The sequence below is a fragment of the Candidatus Cloacimonadota bacterium genome (assembly GCA_012522635.1).
GTDB lineage: Bacteria > Cloacimonadota > Cloacimonadia > Cloacimonadales > Cloacimonadaceae > Syntrophosphaera.
The window spans coordinates 1-16,791 of sequence record JAAYKA010000142.1; the positions used below are offsets into that span (position 1 = coordinate 1).

Genomic DNA, 16,791 nt, shown 5'->3' on the forward strand with positions numbered 1-16,791 from the left:
CTCGATTTGGCGACCCTCACACGCGCTCAAATCACGGAACAGGCATTGCCCTGCATCACGGTGAAAGACGCCGTGGAAGCGGGTTATCTGCCCCCGGTGACGAGTTATGAAGCCTTGGTGGAGGAATTTTGAGAAACACGTGTGAAACCTATAAAAAGAGCCGGGCAGATGATAAGCCCGGCATAAACATTCAGATACCACGCTGTGGTCTTATCTGGCTTCGCCCCTATTTCACATGAAAATTATCCATGAACTGTTGCAGGACAGCCGCGCGGGTGGGATGGCGGAGTTTTTTGAGAGCTTTGTCCTCGATTTGGCGGATGCGTTCACGAGTGACCTGGAAGATATTCCCAACCTCTTCCAAGGTGCGGTGATAGCCATCGTCGATGCCAAAACGCAGGCGAATCACACGTTCTTCACGGGTGGTGAGCGTTTTCAAAACTTCATCCACCTGTTTTTTCAAGAGAGAACGTTCTGCCAGGCGTTCGGGGCTGATGATGGTGCGGTCTTCGATGAAATCGCCCAAAATGGAATCTTCGGAATCGTGACCGATGGGTTTATCCAGCGAAACGGGTTCCTTGGAGATGGAGAGGATGGATTTGACCTTATCCAGAGGCATGTCCAAAACCTCGGCGATTTCCTCTGGGAAGGGCAGGCGACCCAGTTTTTGCTGAAGTCTTCTGCTGGTGCGGTTAATTTTGTTGATGGATTCAATCATGTGGACGGGAATGCGGATGGTGCGGGCCTGGTCTGCGATGGCGCGGGTGATGGCCTGCCGAATCCACCAGGTGGCATAGGTGGAAAATTTGAAGCCCTTGCGATAGTCATATTTTTCCACGGCACGCATGAGGCCGGTGTTTCCTTCCTGGATGAGGTCCAAAAATTCGAGTCCGCGGTTATTGTAACGTTTGGCGATGGAAATCACCAGGCGCACGTTGGCCTCAATCATCTCGTTCTGGGCTTTTTCCTTGTTGCGTTCGGCGCGGTCAATCTCGCGCAGCAGGAAGATGAGGTCGTTGCCCGTCATCTTTGTTTCCAGTTCCACACGGCGGATTTTGCGGCGGGCGTTTTTAATTTTACGCAGGGTTTCCACAAAAACCGCGGGGTCAACACCGGTTTCGTGGCGAACTTCTTCAAAATCTTCGTCGGATTTTTTGGCGCGACGCCCGTAGGTGCAGATTTCATCGATGGTATAGCGTTTGATGCGGGTGAGGTCGGTGATGCTGGTATAGCTTTCCTCGATTCGTTCCACCAGGGAGCGAACACGGTAAACCATGCGTTTGATGAGTTTTTCATTGAAAGCCAGCTCGTTGAAGCGGTCGATGATTTCCTTGCGGAGAGCGTCGATTTCTTCCTGGCGGCTGGCGTTGCCGTCGTCATCATAGTCGCAGCTATCCAGAATGGTTCCCACCTTGTCGAAGGTTATCTCGTTTGTTTTGAGCACGTCCCGGAATTGATCGACGATGGTGGTATCCTGTTTTTTATCAATCCAAGTGCCGATATTGACCCTGAAGATTTGTTCGAGCCGGACGCGGCGTTCGCGATAGCGATGCAGAAAGTTGAACATTTCCCGCAGTGTGGAGCCGGATTTGAACACGTTTTGATTTATCATTTTCTGATATGTTTCAATCTTTTGGGCAACGCGCACCTCGCCTTCGCGATCCAGCAGGGGAACACGTCCCATCTCGCGCAGATACATGCGCACGGGGTCGTCGTAAAAGCGTTTGGACTTGAATTTTTTGGGAGGTGCCGGCTTTGCCAAAGCGGAGCCTTTGGTGAGCCTTTTTTCAGTCTCGTCGATGATTTCAATGCCGTCCTGCCTGAGGTCGAAGATAAGGTCATCCACCTTATCCAGAAAAAATGGGCTGTTTGGCAGTATGTCGTTCACTTGTTTAAAAGTTATGTAGCCAGAATCCTTGCCCAAGTCAACCAGTTTTTTCAGGCATTCGTTGTAAGTGATCATTACATGCTCCTTATTGTGGGTGGGACCCTCATATCAAAAGACCCCTCACAACCTTTCTGGAAAGGCTGCGGTAGGTCAATGCCAGTTTTCGTTTTTCCTCCAAAAGACGGATGTCCTCCGGGTCTGCCTGGATTCTGCGGTCCAAATCCCGCATATCGCGCTGAAGCTTGCGCAGCCTGATTTGATCCAGGGCTTTCCCGAACTCCACTTGGGGTGGTTCAGAAAAAAGAAATTCTGCCAAAAGGTCCCTTAAATCCTTGTTTTCAATGTTATCCAAAAGTGTGGCGGGTTCCGAAATGGAATCTGCGTCCGCTTCCGCCATTAAATGTTTGAAAAGTTCTCGATACAGTCTGTTATTAAAATAATCCGGGGATAGGGTTTGGGCAAGTAGATTGAACGCGTCCTCATCTTGAAGTGCCAAAATCAGAACGTGGCGCTCTTCAAAATTCTCTTCCAAAATGGGAGCCGGAGCCACGGTTTCCGGGGCTTTGGAAACGGCGGAAGTGCGGCGCAGCTTTGAAAATACGGCTCGCGTGGAAATTCCAAAAGCCTCTGCCAAATCACGGGCGAAAAGTTCGCGCTTGATGGGGTCACGCAGGGAGCGCAGAGCGTCCAAAGCCTGGTCAATCCTATCGCTGGCGGGAGTTTTACTTTCCATTTCCGCCATAAAGCGCAAAACGGGCTTGGCGGCGGTAATTCTCTCGCGCAGAGCGTCCGCGCCCTTTTCCAGCAAAAAGCTATCCGGGTCGTGCTTGGGAGGAAGCTCAACTATATGCGCTTCAAGGCCTTTGCCCAGACAGAGCAGAGCTCCGCGCACGGCGTTGCTAATCCCGGCGGCGTCACCATCGAAAAGCATGTAAACTTTTGGTGAATAGCGGGATAGGAGATAGATTTGGTCTTCGGTCATCGCCGTGCCCAAACAGGCAACCGAATTCAGGAAGCCGTTTTCGTAGAGCCGCAAAAAGTCGAAATAACCTTCGCTAACAAGCACGGAGCCGGCTTTGGAGATTTCATATTTGGTTTTAAAGAGTCCGTAAAGCTCTTTTCCCTTGGTGTAAAGTTCGGTGCCGGAGCTATTTACATATTTGGCAATCTTGGCGTCACCTTCGAAAACCCTGCCGCCAAAGGCAATCACTTCGCCGATGTTGTTGTGGATGGGAAACATCAGCCTGCCGCGGAAAAAATCCACCAGATTTCCGGAATAATTGCCAAAAAGTCCGCTTTCCTTCAAAAGTGAAACCGCGTGGCCTTCCTTGAGGAGGTGGTTCAGCAGTGCTTTTTCGCTGTTGAGGGAAAAGCCCAGTTCCAAAGTTTTGGCGGTTTCGGGGCTGAAGGAGCGTTCCTGAAGATATTTGAGCGCGTTTTGACCGTATTGGAAGAGGTTTTGGGCAAAGAAATCCCGGGCGGTGGCATAGATTACGAGAAGCTGCTCCCGCTTGGTGGAAACGGTTTTGGTTCTCTCGTGTTCCGGGAGATTGATTCCCACCCGCGCTGCCAGTTTTTTGAGCGCTTCGATGAAGGTCAGCTTTTCATATTCCTGAACGAAGGTGAACACGTTCCCCGCCTTTCCGCAGGCAAAACATTTGAAGATTTGCTTGGGCTGGCTCACATACATGGAGGGGTTTGTGTCGTTGTGGAAGGGGCAGATTCCGCGCCAATTTGAACCCACATGTTTAAGCGGCACATAGCTTTGCACCACTTCCACAATGTCGTTCGCGCGGCGAACCGCTTCGATCAGGCTTTTATCCATTTTTTATATTTTCACCACGGTGACCCCGGTGCCGCCTTCGTTTGGAGGCGCGGTTTCCATCGAAATCACCATCTCTTTCTTTTTCAGATATTTACGCACCTTGTCTCGCAATACTCCCGTGCCTTTGCCATGGATAATGCGCAGGCTGTGCAAGCCCGCCAAATAAGCATCATCCAAAAATTCATCAATCATGGGCCTGGCTTCGTCGAAGGTGAGACCTCTCACCATTATCTCCAGCCTGGCTTTGGGCATGGCTGTGACGCGGGGAGCATTCACCGGAGGTTTTTCATCGGGTTTATCTTCCGCTTCAAAAAGCTCGGAGGTCGGAACCCGAAAACTGATGCCGTTCATATCCACGCTCGCGTTTTCGCCCTGGATTTCCAAAACTCTGGCCTCGGCCTCGAAGGAAGCAAGCCAAACCCTGTCACCGGGCTTGATTCCCCGGGCGGGTTTGTGTGCCGAAATTCCGGCTTCCGCCAGTTCACTGCGAATTTGCTGGAGCTTGTCAGTAAGTTCATGCAATTTTCTTTCCGAAAGCGCTTTGCGTTCTTCACGATCGAGCTGTTTGAGGTGTTCCTGTTCTTTTTGATAGAGCTTTTGCTGGGCAATCAATTCGGTTTGCAGCTCACGGATAAATTTTTGGCGGCGCTGGCGCAATTCCTCTTCCAGCTTGGAATCGCGTTCCTCCAATTCCTTGATGCGCGCTTCCAGATTGCGGGTTTTGAGCTGATATTCGTAAGTGGCGCGACCCAGTTCCTTTTTTTCTTCCTGCATCTTTTTGAGCAGTTCGGTGAATTCCAGGTTTTGGGTGCCGCTGAGCGATTTGGCACGCTCCACAAGTTTTGGCTCAAGCCCAAGCGAGGCAGCAACTTCGATGGCAAAACTGTCGCCGGGAATACCGGTGGAAAACCGGAAGGTGGGCTGCAGGTTTTTGAGGTCGAATTGCATGGAGGCGTTCTGGCATTTGGGATGCGTTTCGGCAAAAATCTTCAGGGTGGTGTAGTGGGTGGTGACGATTGCCTTGCAGTCAAGAGCTGTAAAGCGTTCCAGTATGGCCTGCGCCAGCGCGGAACCCTGTTGGGGGTCGGTGGCGGCGCCAATTTCGTCAATCAAAACCAGGCTGTTGGCATCAGCCAAATCCAGCATACGCGCTATTTTCCTGAGATGTGAGGAAAAAGTGGAGAGCGCGTTTTCGATGCTTTGGTCGTCTCCAATATCGGCAAAAACCTGATGGAATATGCCGATTTCGCTGTCCGCGTCCGCGGGAATGGGCAAGCCGGAAAGCGCCATCAGGGTCAGCAATCCGGCGGATTTCATCAACACGGTTTTGCCGCCGGTGTTGGGTCCGGAAAGCAGGATTACATTGGCTTCTTCGCCCAATTCAAGGTCGTAGGGCACCACCTTCTTTGGCGTGCCCAAACTCAAAATCAACAGCGGATGCCGGGCGCCAATCAGCTTCAACACAGGCTTTTGAACAATGATGGGGACTTTTGCGTCCAACGCGTCGCAAAGCCTGGCACAGCCATAACGGAAATCCAATTCCGACATCAGCTTTTGGTTTTGGAGCAATTCCCGCTCCTGGGCTTTAATCTGGGCGGTGAATTCGGTGAAAATGCGATGGATTTCGCGCTTTTCCTCCTGCTTTAGAAGCTGAAGTTCGTTGTTTAGCGGCACAGCAGCCTGGGGTTCGATAAAGAGGGTGGAGCCGCTTCCAGATTGGCTTTGCACGATGCCGGGCACGTTTGGCGCGGCGCTTTCACGCACGGGCAAAACATAGCGCCCTTCACGCTGGGTGATGAATCTATCCTGCAGATTTCCTTCCATGCGCGGGTCGTTCAACATGCTCTGCATGGTTTTTTGGATGCTGCGCTGCAAGGCTGCTTCCCGTTTGCGGATGCGGGCAAGCTCTGGCGAAGCGCTGTCAAGAACTTCACCTTCAGGGCCGAAAGTGACATCGAAGCGCTGGCAAATCCATTTGAGAGGCAACACTCTGCCCCAAAGCCTGCCCAGACGGGGAAAATCATCACGGTTGGGAACGGATTCTGCCAAAATCGTTGCCAGGCGTGCGTTTTGCCAAACTTGGAAAAACTCTTCAAAACCAAACAGAGCATGCCGCGCTTCGGTGAAAAGAGGCTGAAGGTCGCTGAGTTCGGAAAAGTCTTTATCCAAGCCCATTTCCAAGCACTCCTGCAGTTCGGACACCAAAGCCAGCGAGGCCTCAATTTCCTCTTTTTTCTCCAAGGGTTTTAAATCCGCAGCCAATTTCCGACCCAAATCGCTGTGACAGCGGTTCTGTGCCTGATGCGCCAACCTCGTGTATTCAAGATCGGCAAAAAGCTCGGGAGGGTTCATTCGTTTTGTCCGGATTGGTTATTGTCTTTTTTCTGTTTCTCCCTGATTTCGTTAAAACGATTGTGTTCGTTCATTTTGAGGTTGTCGAAGATATCTTCCTTGAAAACGTCCATGGCAGCGTACACCCGATGGTTCGCGTGGTCTTTTAAGGGTTCTGAAAGCTTGGGGGCATAATCCAACAACACCATCAAAATAATGACGCTCACCAGACCATTCACAAAGCCCATCACCAAGCCCAAAAAGCGATTAACAGCGGAAAGGCGAACCACTTTCAGCGCTTTGGTGAATATCTTTGCCAAAAGTCCCAAAATAACCACAGCCGCCACGATAATCAAAATCGCTGCCAAAATGCAGGAAAGAACCAAGCCCAGCTTGAAGTTTTCAATCAGCGCGTTGCGCACCAAGGGAAAGATTTGACCAATCAGCAAAAAAAGCGCCACTGCGCCACCGAGGCGCACCAGCATTGCGGCAATACCTTTGCGATAGCCCATGAACGCGGATACTGCCAACATTATCAGAATCAGCCAATCAATGAAACCCATCTGAACTCCTTTTTTTGACTATAAAAAAGCAAACAGGGACGAATCCCTGTTGCAACGGTCCAAACAAAAAAGAGGGCGGTAAACCGGGCAGCTACCTCATATAGCGCTGCATTCTGCGCTGAATCTTGAGCATTTTGCGACGGGCAGCGTTGGCTTCGCGTTTTTTCTTTACGCTCGGCTTTTCGTAGGCCTGTCTCTTCCGAATTTCGGAGAGGACCGCGGCTTTTTCGCATTTCTTCTTGAACCTTTTCAACAGGTAATCGAAGGACTCATTTTCTTTTGAATATACTGTCGGCAAACAAATCACCACCTTTGTATCATAATTGGAAGAACCAAATTCTCATGCCACCCTTTTTTTGTCAAGTGGAAACTGTGTAGCCTTTTCAGATTGCGGTTTTTGGGGCTCGGATTCGGTCACATTGGCGGCTGGGTTTTTAACTGAGGAATGCAAGCTGTAAAACCGGTTAAATTGATTTTGATTGACGTAAACCCGGTAAGCGCAAATGAGGACAAAAATTAAAAAATAAGGTTCACGCGCGAGGAAACGCAAACATGGTTCAAGCTTGGAACGGGGAAATTGTTGCAAACAGGTGCTCTGAGAGCGCCAGGGCGGCGTTTTGCCTGGGAAAAGACCTTCAAAATCTGGAGTTGGAGAATCGCCGTGCGTGATAGTTCCAAAGCGGCTAAAGCACACAGAGCCAAGCAGAAAAACCATACGGTTGCCAGAACCTACCGCGTTTCCATCATTGAGGGAATTTTTGCCCAAATCTATGGCGCTCTGGCAAATATCGGCAGCAATTTCATCACCAAGTTTTTGGTGATTTTGGGGGCAAGTCCGCTGCATTTCAGCATCCTCAGCGCTTTGGGACAGGTGTCCGCGCTGTTTCAGCCTCTGGGAGTGGCGCTTACCCACAGGCCGAGACAACGCAAGAAACTCTGTGTGTGGGTGACCGCGGCGGGACGTTTCTTAAGCATTTTCATCGGCAGCGCGTTGCTTTTTTCTGAGGCACGCCAGGGCATAGCTTTCGTTTTGGCATTGCTTTTCATCAGCGCGGGTTTGCAGGCTGTGGGTGGAAATATTTGGATTGCCTGGATCAGCGACATCATCCCCGCTGCCATCCGCGGTCGGTTTTTCGCACGTAGGAACCAGATTCTTGTGTTCAGCGGGCTTCTGGCGGGGTATCTGCTTAGTTATCTGACAGATAGCTTTGAAAAAGGCGGTGGGGCTCTGCGTTCTTTCGCGGCAAGATGGGTGAATCCGGATGCTTTTTTCACCATCCGCAATCAGTCTCTTTGGTTGGCGGGAGTATTCGTTTTTGCCAGCATTTTGGGTTTGGCGGGCTTGGTGATTTTGGCTCGGCAGCCGGATAGGAAACGCTCTCTGCAGCAAGTTTTGCCGCTGCGCCAAAAATTTGGGGAACCCTTCCGGGATAAGAATTTTCGCTTGTTGATGGCATTTGGGATTTGGTGGATGCTCGCCACAGGTGTGGGCAGCGCCTTTTGGACACCTTTCATGCTTAAAAACCTGGGGCTCAGTATGTTCAAGCTCCAGCTTTACGGCAGTTTACACATGGTTTCCTCGCTGCTTTCATATTCTTTTTGGGGCAAATTCATCGATCGCTGGGGAAACAAACCTGCCATGCTGATCTGCGTGATTTTGGGTGGGTTGAACCCCATGCTGTGGCTCTTTATGACGCGTCAAAACTATTCTTTACTGTGGATTGAAGGCCTTTTTTCAGGGTTTATGTGGGCGGGGAATGGAGTTGCCACCACGAATTTTGTTTTGGCAATCGCAGGAAAGGGCAGGGAGCAAAGCTACAGCGCGCTTTACGGTGCCATTGGCGGTGTGAGCATGATGGCGACCACCCTGCTGAGCGGAATTTTCTATCCCCAGCCGCTGATGCTGGGTTCCAGACTTCTGGCTTCGGAACAGGTTATCTTTGGTGTGGGCGGAATTCTGCGTTGGCTGAGCGTGATTCCTCTGATGGCGGTTAACGAAAAACGGAGCAGTGTTTTCCAGAGTTCTCATTCTGGATATTGAAGTTCAAACCGGCAATTTGCCGCCAGACTTCTTATTTCCTTGGTATTCAACAAGTTAGCGATTTAGGTTGACAAAATAACGCGGTTACAGGACTTTGATTCAAATTGAAGAGAAATTCGCGCTGGAAAGCCTCTGGTTTTTCGGCGCGCCTTAACTATTATTTAAATAAAAAAGGAGAACCCATGGCCGTTCCCAAACAGAAAACTTCGAAAACTCGCAGAGATAAAAGAAGATCGCACGAAGCGCTCACGCCACCAGCGGTGAGTCTTTGCTCCAAATGTGGCGAGCCGGTTCGCCCGCACCACGTTTGTGACAATTGCGGCACCTACGCCGGCAGGCAGATTAAAGCCGTTAAGGAGTAATGTGCGCATAGCCTTGGACGCTTTTGGAAGCGACCGCGCGCCGCATCCAGAGGTGGAGGGGGCAGTTCTGGCTATAAAAGAAGAGGTCTGCGAAACCGTCCTTTTGGTGGGAGACGAAACGATCTTGCAAGCTGAATTGGATAAATATTATTACGATCGCTCACGCATCCAAATCGTCCACGCCTCCCAACGTATTTCAATGGATGACAGCGCCGCGGAATCTGTGCGTTCAAAACGGGATTCCTCGATGGTCAAAACTGTGGAATTGCACAAAAAAGGGGAAGCCGATGCTGCTGTCAGCGCGGGTAATTCCGGTGCCTTTATGGGCGCCTCGTTGCTCGGTTACGGACGCATCAAGGGCGTTTCCCGCCCTGCCATCGCAGTGACCCTGCCCACCGTAATACAGCCGGAAATCCTGTTGGACATGGGCGCGAATGTGGATTGTGACGCCCACAATCTTTTGCAATTCGCGCAGCTTGGAACCATCTATTTCAGTTATATTTACAACGTTCCCCAGCCTCGGGTGGCTTTGTTGAACATCGGCGAGGAAAGCGCCAAGGGAAATTTGATGTCCCGCGATGCCTGGACCCTGCTTTCCCAAGCCAAGGACCTCAATTTTGTGGGCAACATCGAAGGAAAAGACGTTTTGAAAGGTGATTGCGACGTGATTGTTTGCGATGGCTTCGTTGGAAACATTGTTCTAAAAACCATCGAAGGCGCAGTCATTTCCGTTTTCGAACTGCTGAAAGAGCAGTTGAATAAAGACTGGATTGCCAAGCTGGGTGGGCTGCTTTCCTACCCTGTTTACAGCTATCTGAAACGCAAGCTGGACCACACCGAAATTGGCGGCGCGCTGTTGGTTGGGCTGAATGGATGCAGCATTGTTTGCCACGGCAGCAGCAACGCCAAAGCTATCAAAAATGCCATCAGATTCGCCGTACGCACGGCGCAGTCTGGATTTGTGCACCACACCAGGGAATATTTTGAGAGGATGCGCTAATGCCAACATACAAAGCAAAATTCTCCGCTTTTGGAAGCCATACACCTGCAAAAATCGTCAATAACTTTGACTTGGAAAAGATGATTGATACCACAGATGAGTGGATCCGCACCCGCACCGGGATGATCGAACGCCATTATTGCGCCGAAGACGAAGCCGCCAGTGACCTTGCCACCGTGGCAGCCACAAACGCCATCGAAGCATCCCAGGTGAGATTCAAAGATATAGACCTCATCATCACAGGCACCGTGACCGGTGACCATGCCTTCCCATCCACAGCCTGCGTTGTGCAGAAAAAACTGGGACTGAAAGGTATTCCCGCTTTCGACGTTTCCGCGGGCTGTTCAGGTTTCATCTACGCGCTGAATATTGCCAAAACCTTTGTGGAAAACGGCAGCGCTGAAAACATATTGGTGATTGGGGTGGATGTGCTCACAAAAATCACAAATTGGGCTGACCGCGGCACCTGCGTCCTTTTTGGAGACGGATCCGGAGCCGCTGTTGTTTCCCGGGCACGCCAAAGTGATACTTCACATATAATTGACTGCCTCATCCAATCCGATGGCAGCCAGGGAGAATTGCTTTTCCAAGCTGCCGGCGGTTCGCGCATGCCAGCCAGCCACGAAACCGTGGACAAAAACCTCCACACCGTGTATATGGAAGGCAATCGCATCTATAAACAAGCCATCCGATCCATGTTTTCCTCCACGGACGAATTGCTGAAACGCAACAAAATCAGCGCGGAGGATGTCGATTGGATTATACCCCATCAGGCAAACCTGCGCATCATCGAAGCCCTGGCTTCAAAACTGCGCGTTCCCATGAGCAAAGTGATTGTGAACATCGAAAAATATGGCAACACCTCCAGTGCCACCATCCCGCTGGCGCTGGATGAAGCAATCCGATCCGGAAAAATCCGCCGTGGAGACATCATCCTGCTCACAGCCTTCGGAGCAGGACTCACCTGGGGAAGCCTTTTGGCAAGATATTGATTTTGGAGCCACGCTAAATGAAGACAGCTTTTGTATTTCCGGGACAGGGTGCTCAATTTGTGGGCATGGCACGCGACCTTTGTGAACTTGATCCCAGCCTTTTGAAGGTTTTGGATGATTTTGACCAAAATCATGGTACAAACCTGCGTGAAATTATGTTCGAAGGACCAGAAGAAGCGCTCAAGGAAACACGCTTCACCCAACCCGCCATCCTTTTTCACAGTATCTGCGCTTTGAGAATCTTTCATAAACACAGCGATTTACAGCCGGATTTTGTGGCTGGACATTCCCTGGGCGAATTTTCCGCTTTGGTGGCAAACGGCAGTTTGGACTGGCAGGATGCCATGCATTTGGTTCACAAACGCGGTGAATTCATGATTAAAGCCAATGCCGGCACGCCTTTCGCGATGGCAGCGGTCATCGGAATCGATTCCCAAACCGTGGTGGACGCCTGCGCGGAAGCTGAAGCCCAGGCTGGATTGGTGCGCGCCGTGAATTTTAACAGCCCTAGCCAAACCGTGATCTCCGGCAGCCAAAGTGGAGTGGAAAAAGCTGGCGAAATCCTGAAGGCAAAAGGAGCGCGCAGGGTTTTGCCTCTGGCAGTTGGAGGTCCTTTCCACACACCCTTGATCGGGGATGCCAGTTTGTGGCTGGCTCAGGAAATGGAAAATATCGAATTCCGCGATGTTTCAATCCCTTTAATTTCCAATGTGGACGCCCTTCCCGCCACCGCTGGCATGCAAAGCCGGGAAAAACTTGTGCGCCAGATTGTGTCTCCCGTGTTGTGGGTGGCAAGCGTGCAAACCATGCTGAATTCAGGCGTTAAACGCTTCATCGAGTTCGGCCCGCAAAAAGTTTTGAGTGGTTTGATAAAGACCATTGACAAGGAAGCCGAGGTTTTAAACTTTGGCACGGTTGCCGAATTGGATAGTTTACTTTCGGCACTTAATTAAATGAGATAAAAATTATGGATACAGCAAAATACAATCTTCAGGGCAAAACTGTGGTGGTCACCGGCTCGGCTCGCGGCATTGGATTTGCCATCGCTGAGGCTTTCGCAGCCCAGGGTGCGCACACCGTGATTTTGGATTTGAATTCCGAAAGCGTCGAAAATGCCGTGCAAAGCCTTATGCAGCAAGGATATTCCGCTTCCGGAAAGTTGGCTGACGTGACCAACGGCGCCGCCATGGAAGCGGTTTTCGCCGAAGTGGAAAAAGAGCGCGGCGGCATCGACTGCCTTGTAAATAACGCAGGCGTCACGCGCGACAACCTGATGCTGCGCATGAAGGAAGAGGATTGGAAGCTGGTTTTGGACATCAACCTCACCGGCACCTTCATCGCCACCCAAAAAGTTTTTAAACACATGATGAGGGCGCGCAAAGGCTCCATCATCAACATTGCCAGCGTGATAGGCCTCATGGGCAACGCCGGTCAGGCAAATTATGCTGCCTCCAAGGGCGGTGTGATTGCCTTCACAAAAAGTTGCGCCAAGGAATTTGCCGCCCGCAATGTGCGTGTGAACGCCATCGCGCCCGGTTTCATCGAAACCGAAATGACAGCCTCTCTGCCCGAAGACGTTGTGGCAGCTTACGCGGGTGCGATTCCTCTGCGCAAAATGGGCTCTCCTGCCGATGTGGCAAAGCTTTGCCTGTTTTTGGCATCGGACGACAGCGCCTACATCACTGGTCAAACCATCGCCATCGATGGTGGCTTGACCATGCACTAAACAAATTGAAAGGGAAACCCTTCAAAATAGAAAATACACTTCAATAAACATAGGAGGAAAAATGGATATTGAAGCCAAAGTCAAACAGCTCGTAATGGATAAGCTCGGAGTGGAAGAATCTCAGATTGTTCCTTCCGCGAACTTCCAGGACGACCTTCGCGCCGACTCTCTGGACACAGTGGAACTGGTCATGGCGTTTGAAGAAGAGTTCGACATCCAAATTCCTGACGAAGATCAGGATAAACTCCGTACAGTCGGACAGGCCATCGACTACCTCAAAGAAAAACTGGCCTAAATCAAAAACAGTGAATCAATCCTGATGGCCAACCCGTCATCAGGATTGATTCCACCTTTTTAAGAACCTTTTCCCGCTTTTTGCGGCAAAAAAGACCGGTCAGCCGGAGCGACGATTTTTTCTAAGAATCCTCAGCCCGGCTAAACCGCACATCGAACACGAGGACCCGGATATGAAAAAAAGAGTGGTTATTACAGGCATGGGGGCACTCACCCCGGTGGGAAACACCATGGCCGAAACTTGGAACAACTTGGTGAAAGGCGTTTCTGGAGTGGATCTGATCACCAGCTTCGACACCTCCGCCCTGAGCGCGAAAATCGCCGCGCAAATCAAGAATTTCAATCCAGAAGAGCATTTCGACGTAAAGGAAGCCCGCAAACTGGATACCTACAGCCAATATTCAATTGTGGCGGCACGTGAAGCCATCAAAGACGCCGGCATCGACCTCACCAAAGTGAATGGAAAACGCGTGGGCGTTATCACTGGCGTGGGCATTGGCGGAATCCGCACTTTTGAAGAGGAAACCGTGAAATTCCATGAGCAGGGACCCCGCCGTGTGAGCCCTTTCTTTATTCCCAAGATGATTTCGAACATCGCCGCGGCTCACATCGCCATCGAAAACGGTTTCAGAGGACCAAACTTTAGCATCGTCAGCGCTTGTGCCAGCGCCAATCACGCAATCGGAACCTCTTTCCGTGCCCTCCAATATGGAGATGCGGACATCATCATCAGCGGTGGCGCCGAAGCTGCCGTGACGGGATTGGCAATTGCCGGTTTTTGCTCTCTGCGCGCGCTTTCCACCCGCAACGACGATCCCAAAACAGCGTCGCGCCCCTTCGATGCTGGCAGAGACGGTTTTGTGATGAGCGAAGGCGCGGCTTTTCTGGTTTTTGAAGAGCTGGAACACGCCCTGGCACGCGGAGCCAGGATTTATGCCGAAGTGGCTGGATATGCTGCCACAGACGATGCTTACCACATCACAGCACCCCTGGATGATGGTTCCGGAAGCGCGGATGCCATGCTGGGCGCGATCGCCGACGCGGGACTCAAACCCACGGACATTCAATACTTGAACGCGCACGGAACTTCCACACCCTTGAACGACAAAGGTGAAACTCTTTCCATCAAGAGCTGCTTTGGCGAGCATGCCCGCAAGCTGAAAATAAACTCCACCAAATCCATGGTGGGTCACATGTTGGGCGCTGCTGCCGGCATCGAAGCCATCGCCTGTGTGAAATCCATCCAAACGGGCATCCTGCATCCCACCATAAACCAGTTTGAACAAGACCCTGACTGTGATCTGGACTATATTCCCAACACAGCTCAAAACTTGGAAGTGACTGCGGCTCTTTCCAATTCGCTTGGTTTTGGCGGTCATAACGCCGCTCTGGTGATCACAAAATACGAATAACCGAAGTCAAATTATGCGCGTGTCACGAAGCAAGAGGCGGATTTGAACAAAATAGTTAAGAAAATCATCGACTATTTTAACGGGAAAAAGATTTCAGAACGCTATCCCAAATGGGAAAAAGGCTTGACCCAACTGCAAAAGAGGATTGAATACAATTTTCATGACCCCACCCTGCTCAAAGCCGCCCTCACCCACAAATCCTACCTCCGCAGAAATTATGGAGACCATAAAACACCATCGCCATTCGAGCGGATGGAATTTTTGGGAGATTCCATTCTGGGTTTCATCGTCTCCAAAGAACTTTTCGCGCGTCATCCGGACGAACAGGAAGGCAAACTCAGCAAACTGAAATCCAAAATCGTTTCCGAAACATATCTCACCCTGAAGGCAAACGCGCTGGATTTGGGAAAACACCTCTTGCTCAGCCCTGAGGAACACCAATCCGGAGGCGACAAAAAACCCTCCATCCTCAGTGATGCAGTGGAAGCCTTGATTTGCGCCATTTATTTGGATAGCGGCATCGCCGCGGTTACCCGCTTCATAAAAAACCATATCCTCAAAGACTACGAAACCACCGTAAACCGCAACGAGCTCGTGAATTACAAAAGCATCCTGCAGGAACACATGCAATCCCGGGGAGACCAGGCTCCGCGCTATGCCACCGTCGCAGAGGAAGGTCCGGAACACAATAAAACTTTTATCGTGGAAGTGTTTCACGGTCAGGAATGTCTGGGACGTGGCAAGGGAAGCACCAAAAAAACCGCTCAGCAGGAGGCCGCTCACGCCGCCTGCCAAAAATTGGGAATTTGAATTCCCACACCTGTGATGGTGAAATCAAGCCCACAAATTGTTAGAGCCATAATATGAAGATTTTTCCCGTCTTTTTGGGCATGCGAGGATGTCCCACCCGCTGTATTTATTGCGATCAAGACAGGATTAGCGGCGCGCCGGATTTGGATTTGAACAGCCTCCTCCCCCAGATACAGGATTTCATCGAGCGCAACCTCGCTCACCACAAACAGATAGCTTTCTATGGAGGAAGTTTCACCGCTTTGCAGCAGTATTATCGCGAAAATCTTCTGCGTTTGGTTTTAAAACTAATTGATGACCAAACCAGCTTCAGAATCTCCACCCATCCGCTTTTTGTGGATGAAGATATTTTGGATTGGTGCGCGGCTTGGAACATCAAAACCATCGAGCTGGGCATCCAGGATTTTAGTGACGAAGTTTTGCGCCAGTCCTGTCGCGGTTATGATGGCAAACAGGCTTGGGAAGCGGCTTCCCGGGTGAAAGAGAAAGGTTTTGAGCTTGGCATACAACTCATGCCCGGTTTGCCCGGATGGAGCCAAGCCAGCCTGGCAGAAAATCATGCCCGGATCCTGGAACTAAAAGCCAACCTGTTAAGACTTTATCCTCTTATCATTATCCGCGGAACCGCCTTGGAAAAGATTTTTCACTCTGGAGAATACACTCCGCTCAGTTTGGAGGAAGCTGTCACTCAATGCGCGAATTATTTTCCCATCGCCGAAAAGGCAAATACACGCATCATCAAACTTGGCATCCCTTCAAATATCAACCCTGAGGAAATTGTTGCCGGTCCCTGGCATCCCGCTTTTGGGGAATTGGTGAAAGCGGAGCTCGTCGCGCGCAAAGTGCTTTCCATCAATCCGCAGGAAGAAGCTGTAACTTTGGAACGCGAAGAAATCCGTCTCCTTAAAGCTCACGGCGGCAAGGCCTTGGATAAAGTTCAGGCCTGGTTTGAACATAACACTTGAATAAAAATTGGACTAAAAACAAAAAAACTTTTTGGCTTGGCTCGAAAATAGCTTATAGTATATGTAGCCTACAGACACTACATAGAATGCCCTCCGAAACGTGGGAACACCGCCCGGTGTTTCCCACGTTTTTTTATTCTCCAAAAAAAGAGATTGACACAGTTTGAAGAGCCGGAAACAATGTGATTACTCATTTGGGACTCAACAGAAAAAAGGTGATATGATGGCAACCACGGAATTCACGGAAAAACACGGAAAGATTATTCTCGCTGATGAGACATATTTGATTAGAGGTGCAATTTATGAAGTGTACAAAGAACTTGGTTCTGGCTTTCTGGAAGCCGTTTATCAAGAATGTTTACAAAGAGAATTCACTTTGAGAGGCATCCCTTTTGCGGCACAACCAGAACTATCCATCACCTATAAGGGTGAAATTCTGAATCAAAAATACAGACCAGATTTCATCTGTTACGATAGCATTATTCTGGAAATTAAAACCGTTAAAGAACTTCTTCCCGAGCACAGAGCTCAGTTAATCAATTATTTGAAAGTCACCCAAAAACCCCTTGGCTTGCTGATAAA

General features: G+C 50.3%; 16 protein-coding genes. 11 read left to right on the forward strand and 5 right to left on the reverse strand.

Annotated elements, in window-relative coordinates; all coding sequences use genetic code 11:
• Positions 1-226: 226 nt before the first annotated feature.
• The 5 genes from rpoD to rpsU form a co-directional block, all read right to left on the reverse strand.
• The gene (rpoD, locus tag GX135_07470) at positions 227-1,963 is read right to left on the reverse strand and encodes an RNA polymerase sigma factor RpoD (GenBank protein NLN85915.1); all 1,737 of its coding nucleotides are present in this window, start codon (positions 1,961-1,963) and stop codon (positions 227-229) included.
• Between the two features lie 28 nt (positions 1,964-1,991).
• On the reverse strand, positions 1,992-3,713 hold the full coding sequence (locus GX135_07475) for a DNA primase (protein NLN85916.1): 1,722 nt from the start codon (positions 3,711-3,713) through the stop codon (positions 1,992-1,994).
• Positions 3,714-3,716: 3 nt separating this feature from the next.
• The gene (locus tag GX135_07480) at positions 3,717-6,065 is read right to left on the reverse strand and encodes an endonuclease MutS2 (protein ID NLN85917.1); all 2,349 of its coding nucleotides are present in this window, start codon (positions 6,063-6,065) and stop codon (positions 3,717-3,719) included.
• A complete protein-coding gene (locus GX135_07485) occupies positions 6,062-6,607 on the reverse strand; it encodes a CvpA family protein (protein ID NLN85918.1) in 546 nt (181 codons plus the stop codon). The genes GX135_07480 and GX135_07485 overlap by 4 nt, the downstream gene beginning before the upstream one ends.
• A 91-nt stretch (positions 6,608-6,698) precedes the next feature.
• Positions 6,699-6,905, reverse strand: a complete 207-nt coding sequence (gene rpsU / locus GX135_07490; protein ID NLN85919.1) for a 30S ribosomal protein S21 — start codon at positions 6,903-6,905, stop codon at positions 6,699-6,701.
• Between the two features lie 282 nt (positions 6,906-7,187).
• Here rpsU and GX135_07495 point away from each other — a divergent pair, with 282 nt between their 5' ends.
• From GX135_07495 to GX135_07545, 11 genes are all read left to right on the forward strand, one after another.
• The gene (locus tag GX135_07495) at positions 7,188-8,648 is read left to right on the forward strand and encodes an MFS transporter (GenBank protein ID NLN85920.1); all 1,461 of its coding nucleotides are present in this window, start codon (positions 7,188-7,190) and stop codon (positions 8,646-8,648) included.
• 182 nt (positions 8,649-8,830) lie between these two features.
• Entirely contained in the window at positions 8,831-9,010 is a 180-nt protein-coding gene (gene rpmF, locus GX135_07500) for a 50S ribosomal protein L32 (GenBank protein NLN85921.1), read from the forward strand.
• Between the two features lies 1 nt (position 9,011).
• Positions 9,012-10,010, forward strand: a complete 999-nt coding sequence (plsX, locus tag GX135_07505) for a phosphate acyltransferase PlsX (GenBank protein ID NLN85922.1) — start codon at positions 9,012-9,014, stop codon at positions 10,008-10,010.
• Positions 10,010-11,002 (forward strand): ketoacyl-ACP synthase III, encoded by a 993-nt coding sequence (locus GX135_07510; protein NLN85923.1) that lies wholly within the window; start codon positions 10,010-10,012, stop codon positions 11,000-11,002. The genes plsX and GX135_07510 overlap by 1 nt, the downstream gene beginning before the upstream one ends.
• A 17-nt stretch (positions 11,003-11,019) precedes the next feature.
• On the forward strand, positions 11,020-11,955 hold the full coding sequence (fabD, locus tag GX135_07515) for an ACP S-malonyltransferase (protein NLN85924.1): 936 nt from the start codon (positions 11,020-11,022) through the stop codon (positions 11,953-11,955).
• Positions 11,956-11,969: 14 nt separating this feature from the next.
• The gene (gene fabG / locus GX135_07520) at positions 11,970-12,728 is read left to right on the forward strand and encodes a 3-oxoacyl-[acyl-carrier-protein] reductase (GenBank protein NLN85925.1); all 759 of its coding nucleotides are present in this window, start codon (positions 11,970-11,972) and stop codon (positions 12,726-12,728) included.
• A gap of 61 nt (positions 12,729-12,789) precedes the next feature.
• Complete coding sequence (locus GX135_07525; protein NLN85926.1) at positions 12,790-13,023, forward strand: acyl carrier protein; 234 nt, start codon at positions 12,790-12,792, stop codon at positions 13,021-13,023.
• Between the two features lie 172 nt (positions 13,024-13,195).
• Entirely contained in the window at positions 13,196-14,434 is a 1,239-nt protein-coding gene (gene fabF, locus GX135_07530) for a beta-ketoacyl-ACP synthase II (GenBank protein NLN85927.1), read from the forward strand.
• Between the two features lie 42 nt (positions 14,435-14,476).
• Entirely contained in the window at positions 14,477-15,244 is a 768-nt protein-coding gene (gene rnc, locus GX135_07535; GenBank protein NLN85928.1) for a ribonuclease III, read from the forward strand.
• Between the two features lie 53 nt (positions 15,245-15,297).
• Positions 15,298-16,209, forward strand: coding sequence for a radical SAM protein (locus GX135_07540; GenBank protein ID NLN85929.1), 912 nt, complete (start codon positions 15,298-15,300; stop codon positions 16,207-16,209).
• A gap of 223 nt (positions 16,210-16,432) precedes the next feature.
• Positions 16,433-16,791 (forward strand): GxxExxY protein (locus GX135_07545; GenBank protein ID NLN85930.1); only part of this gene is annotated, 359 nt, incomplete at its 3' end.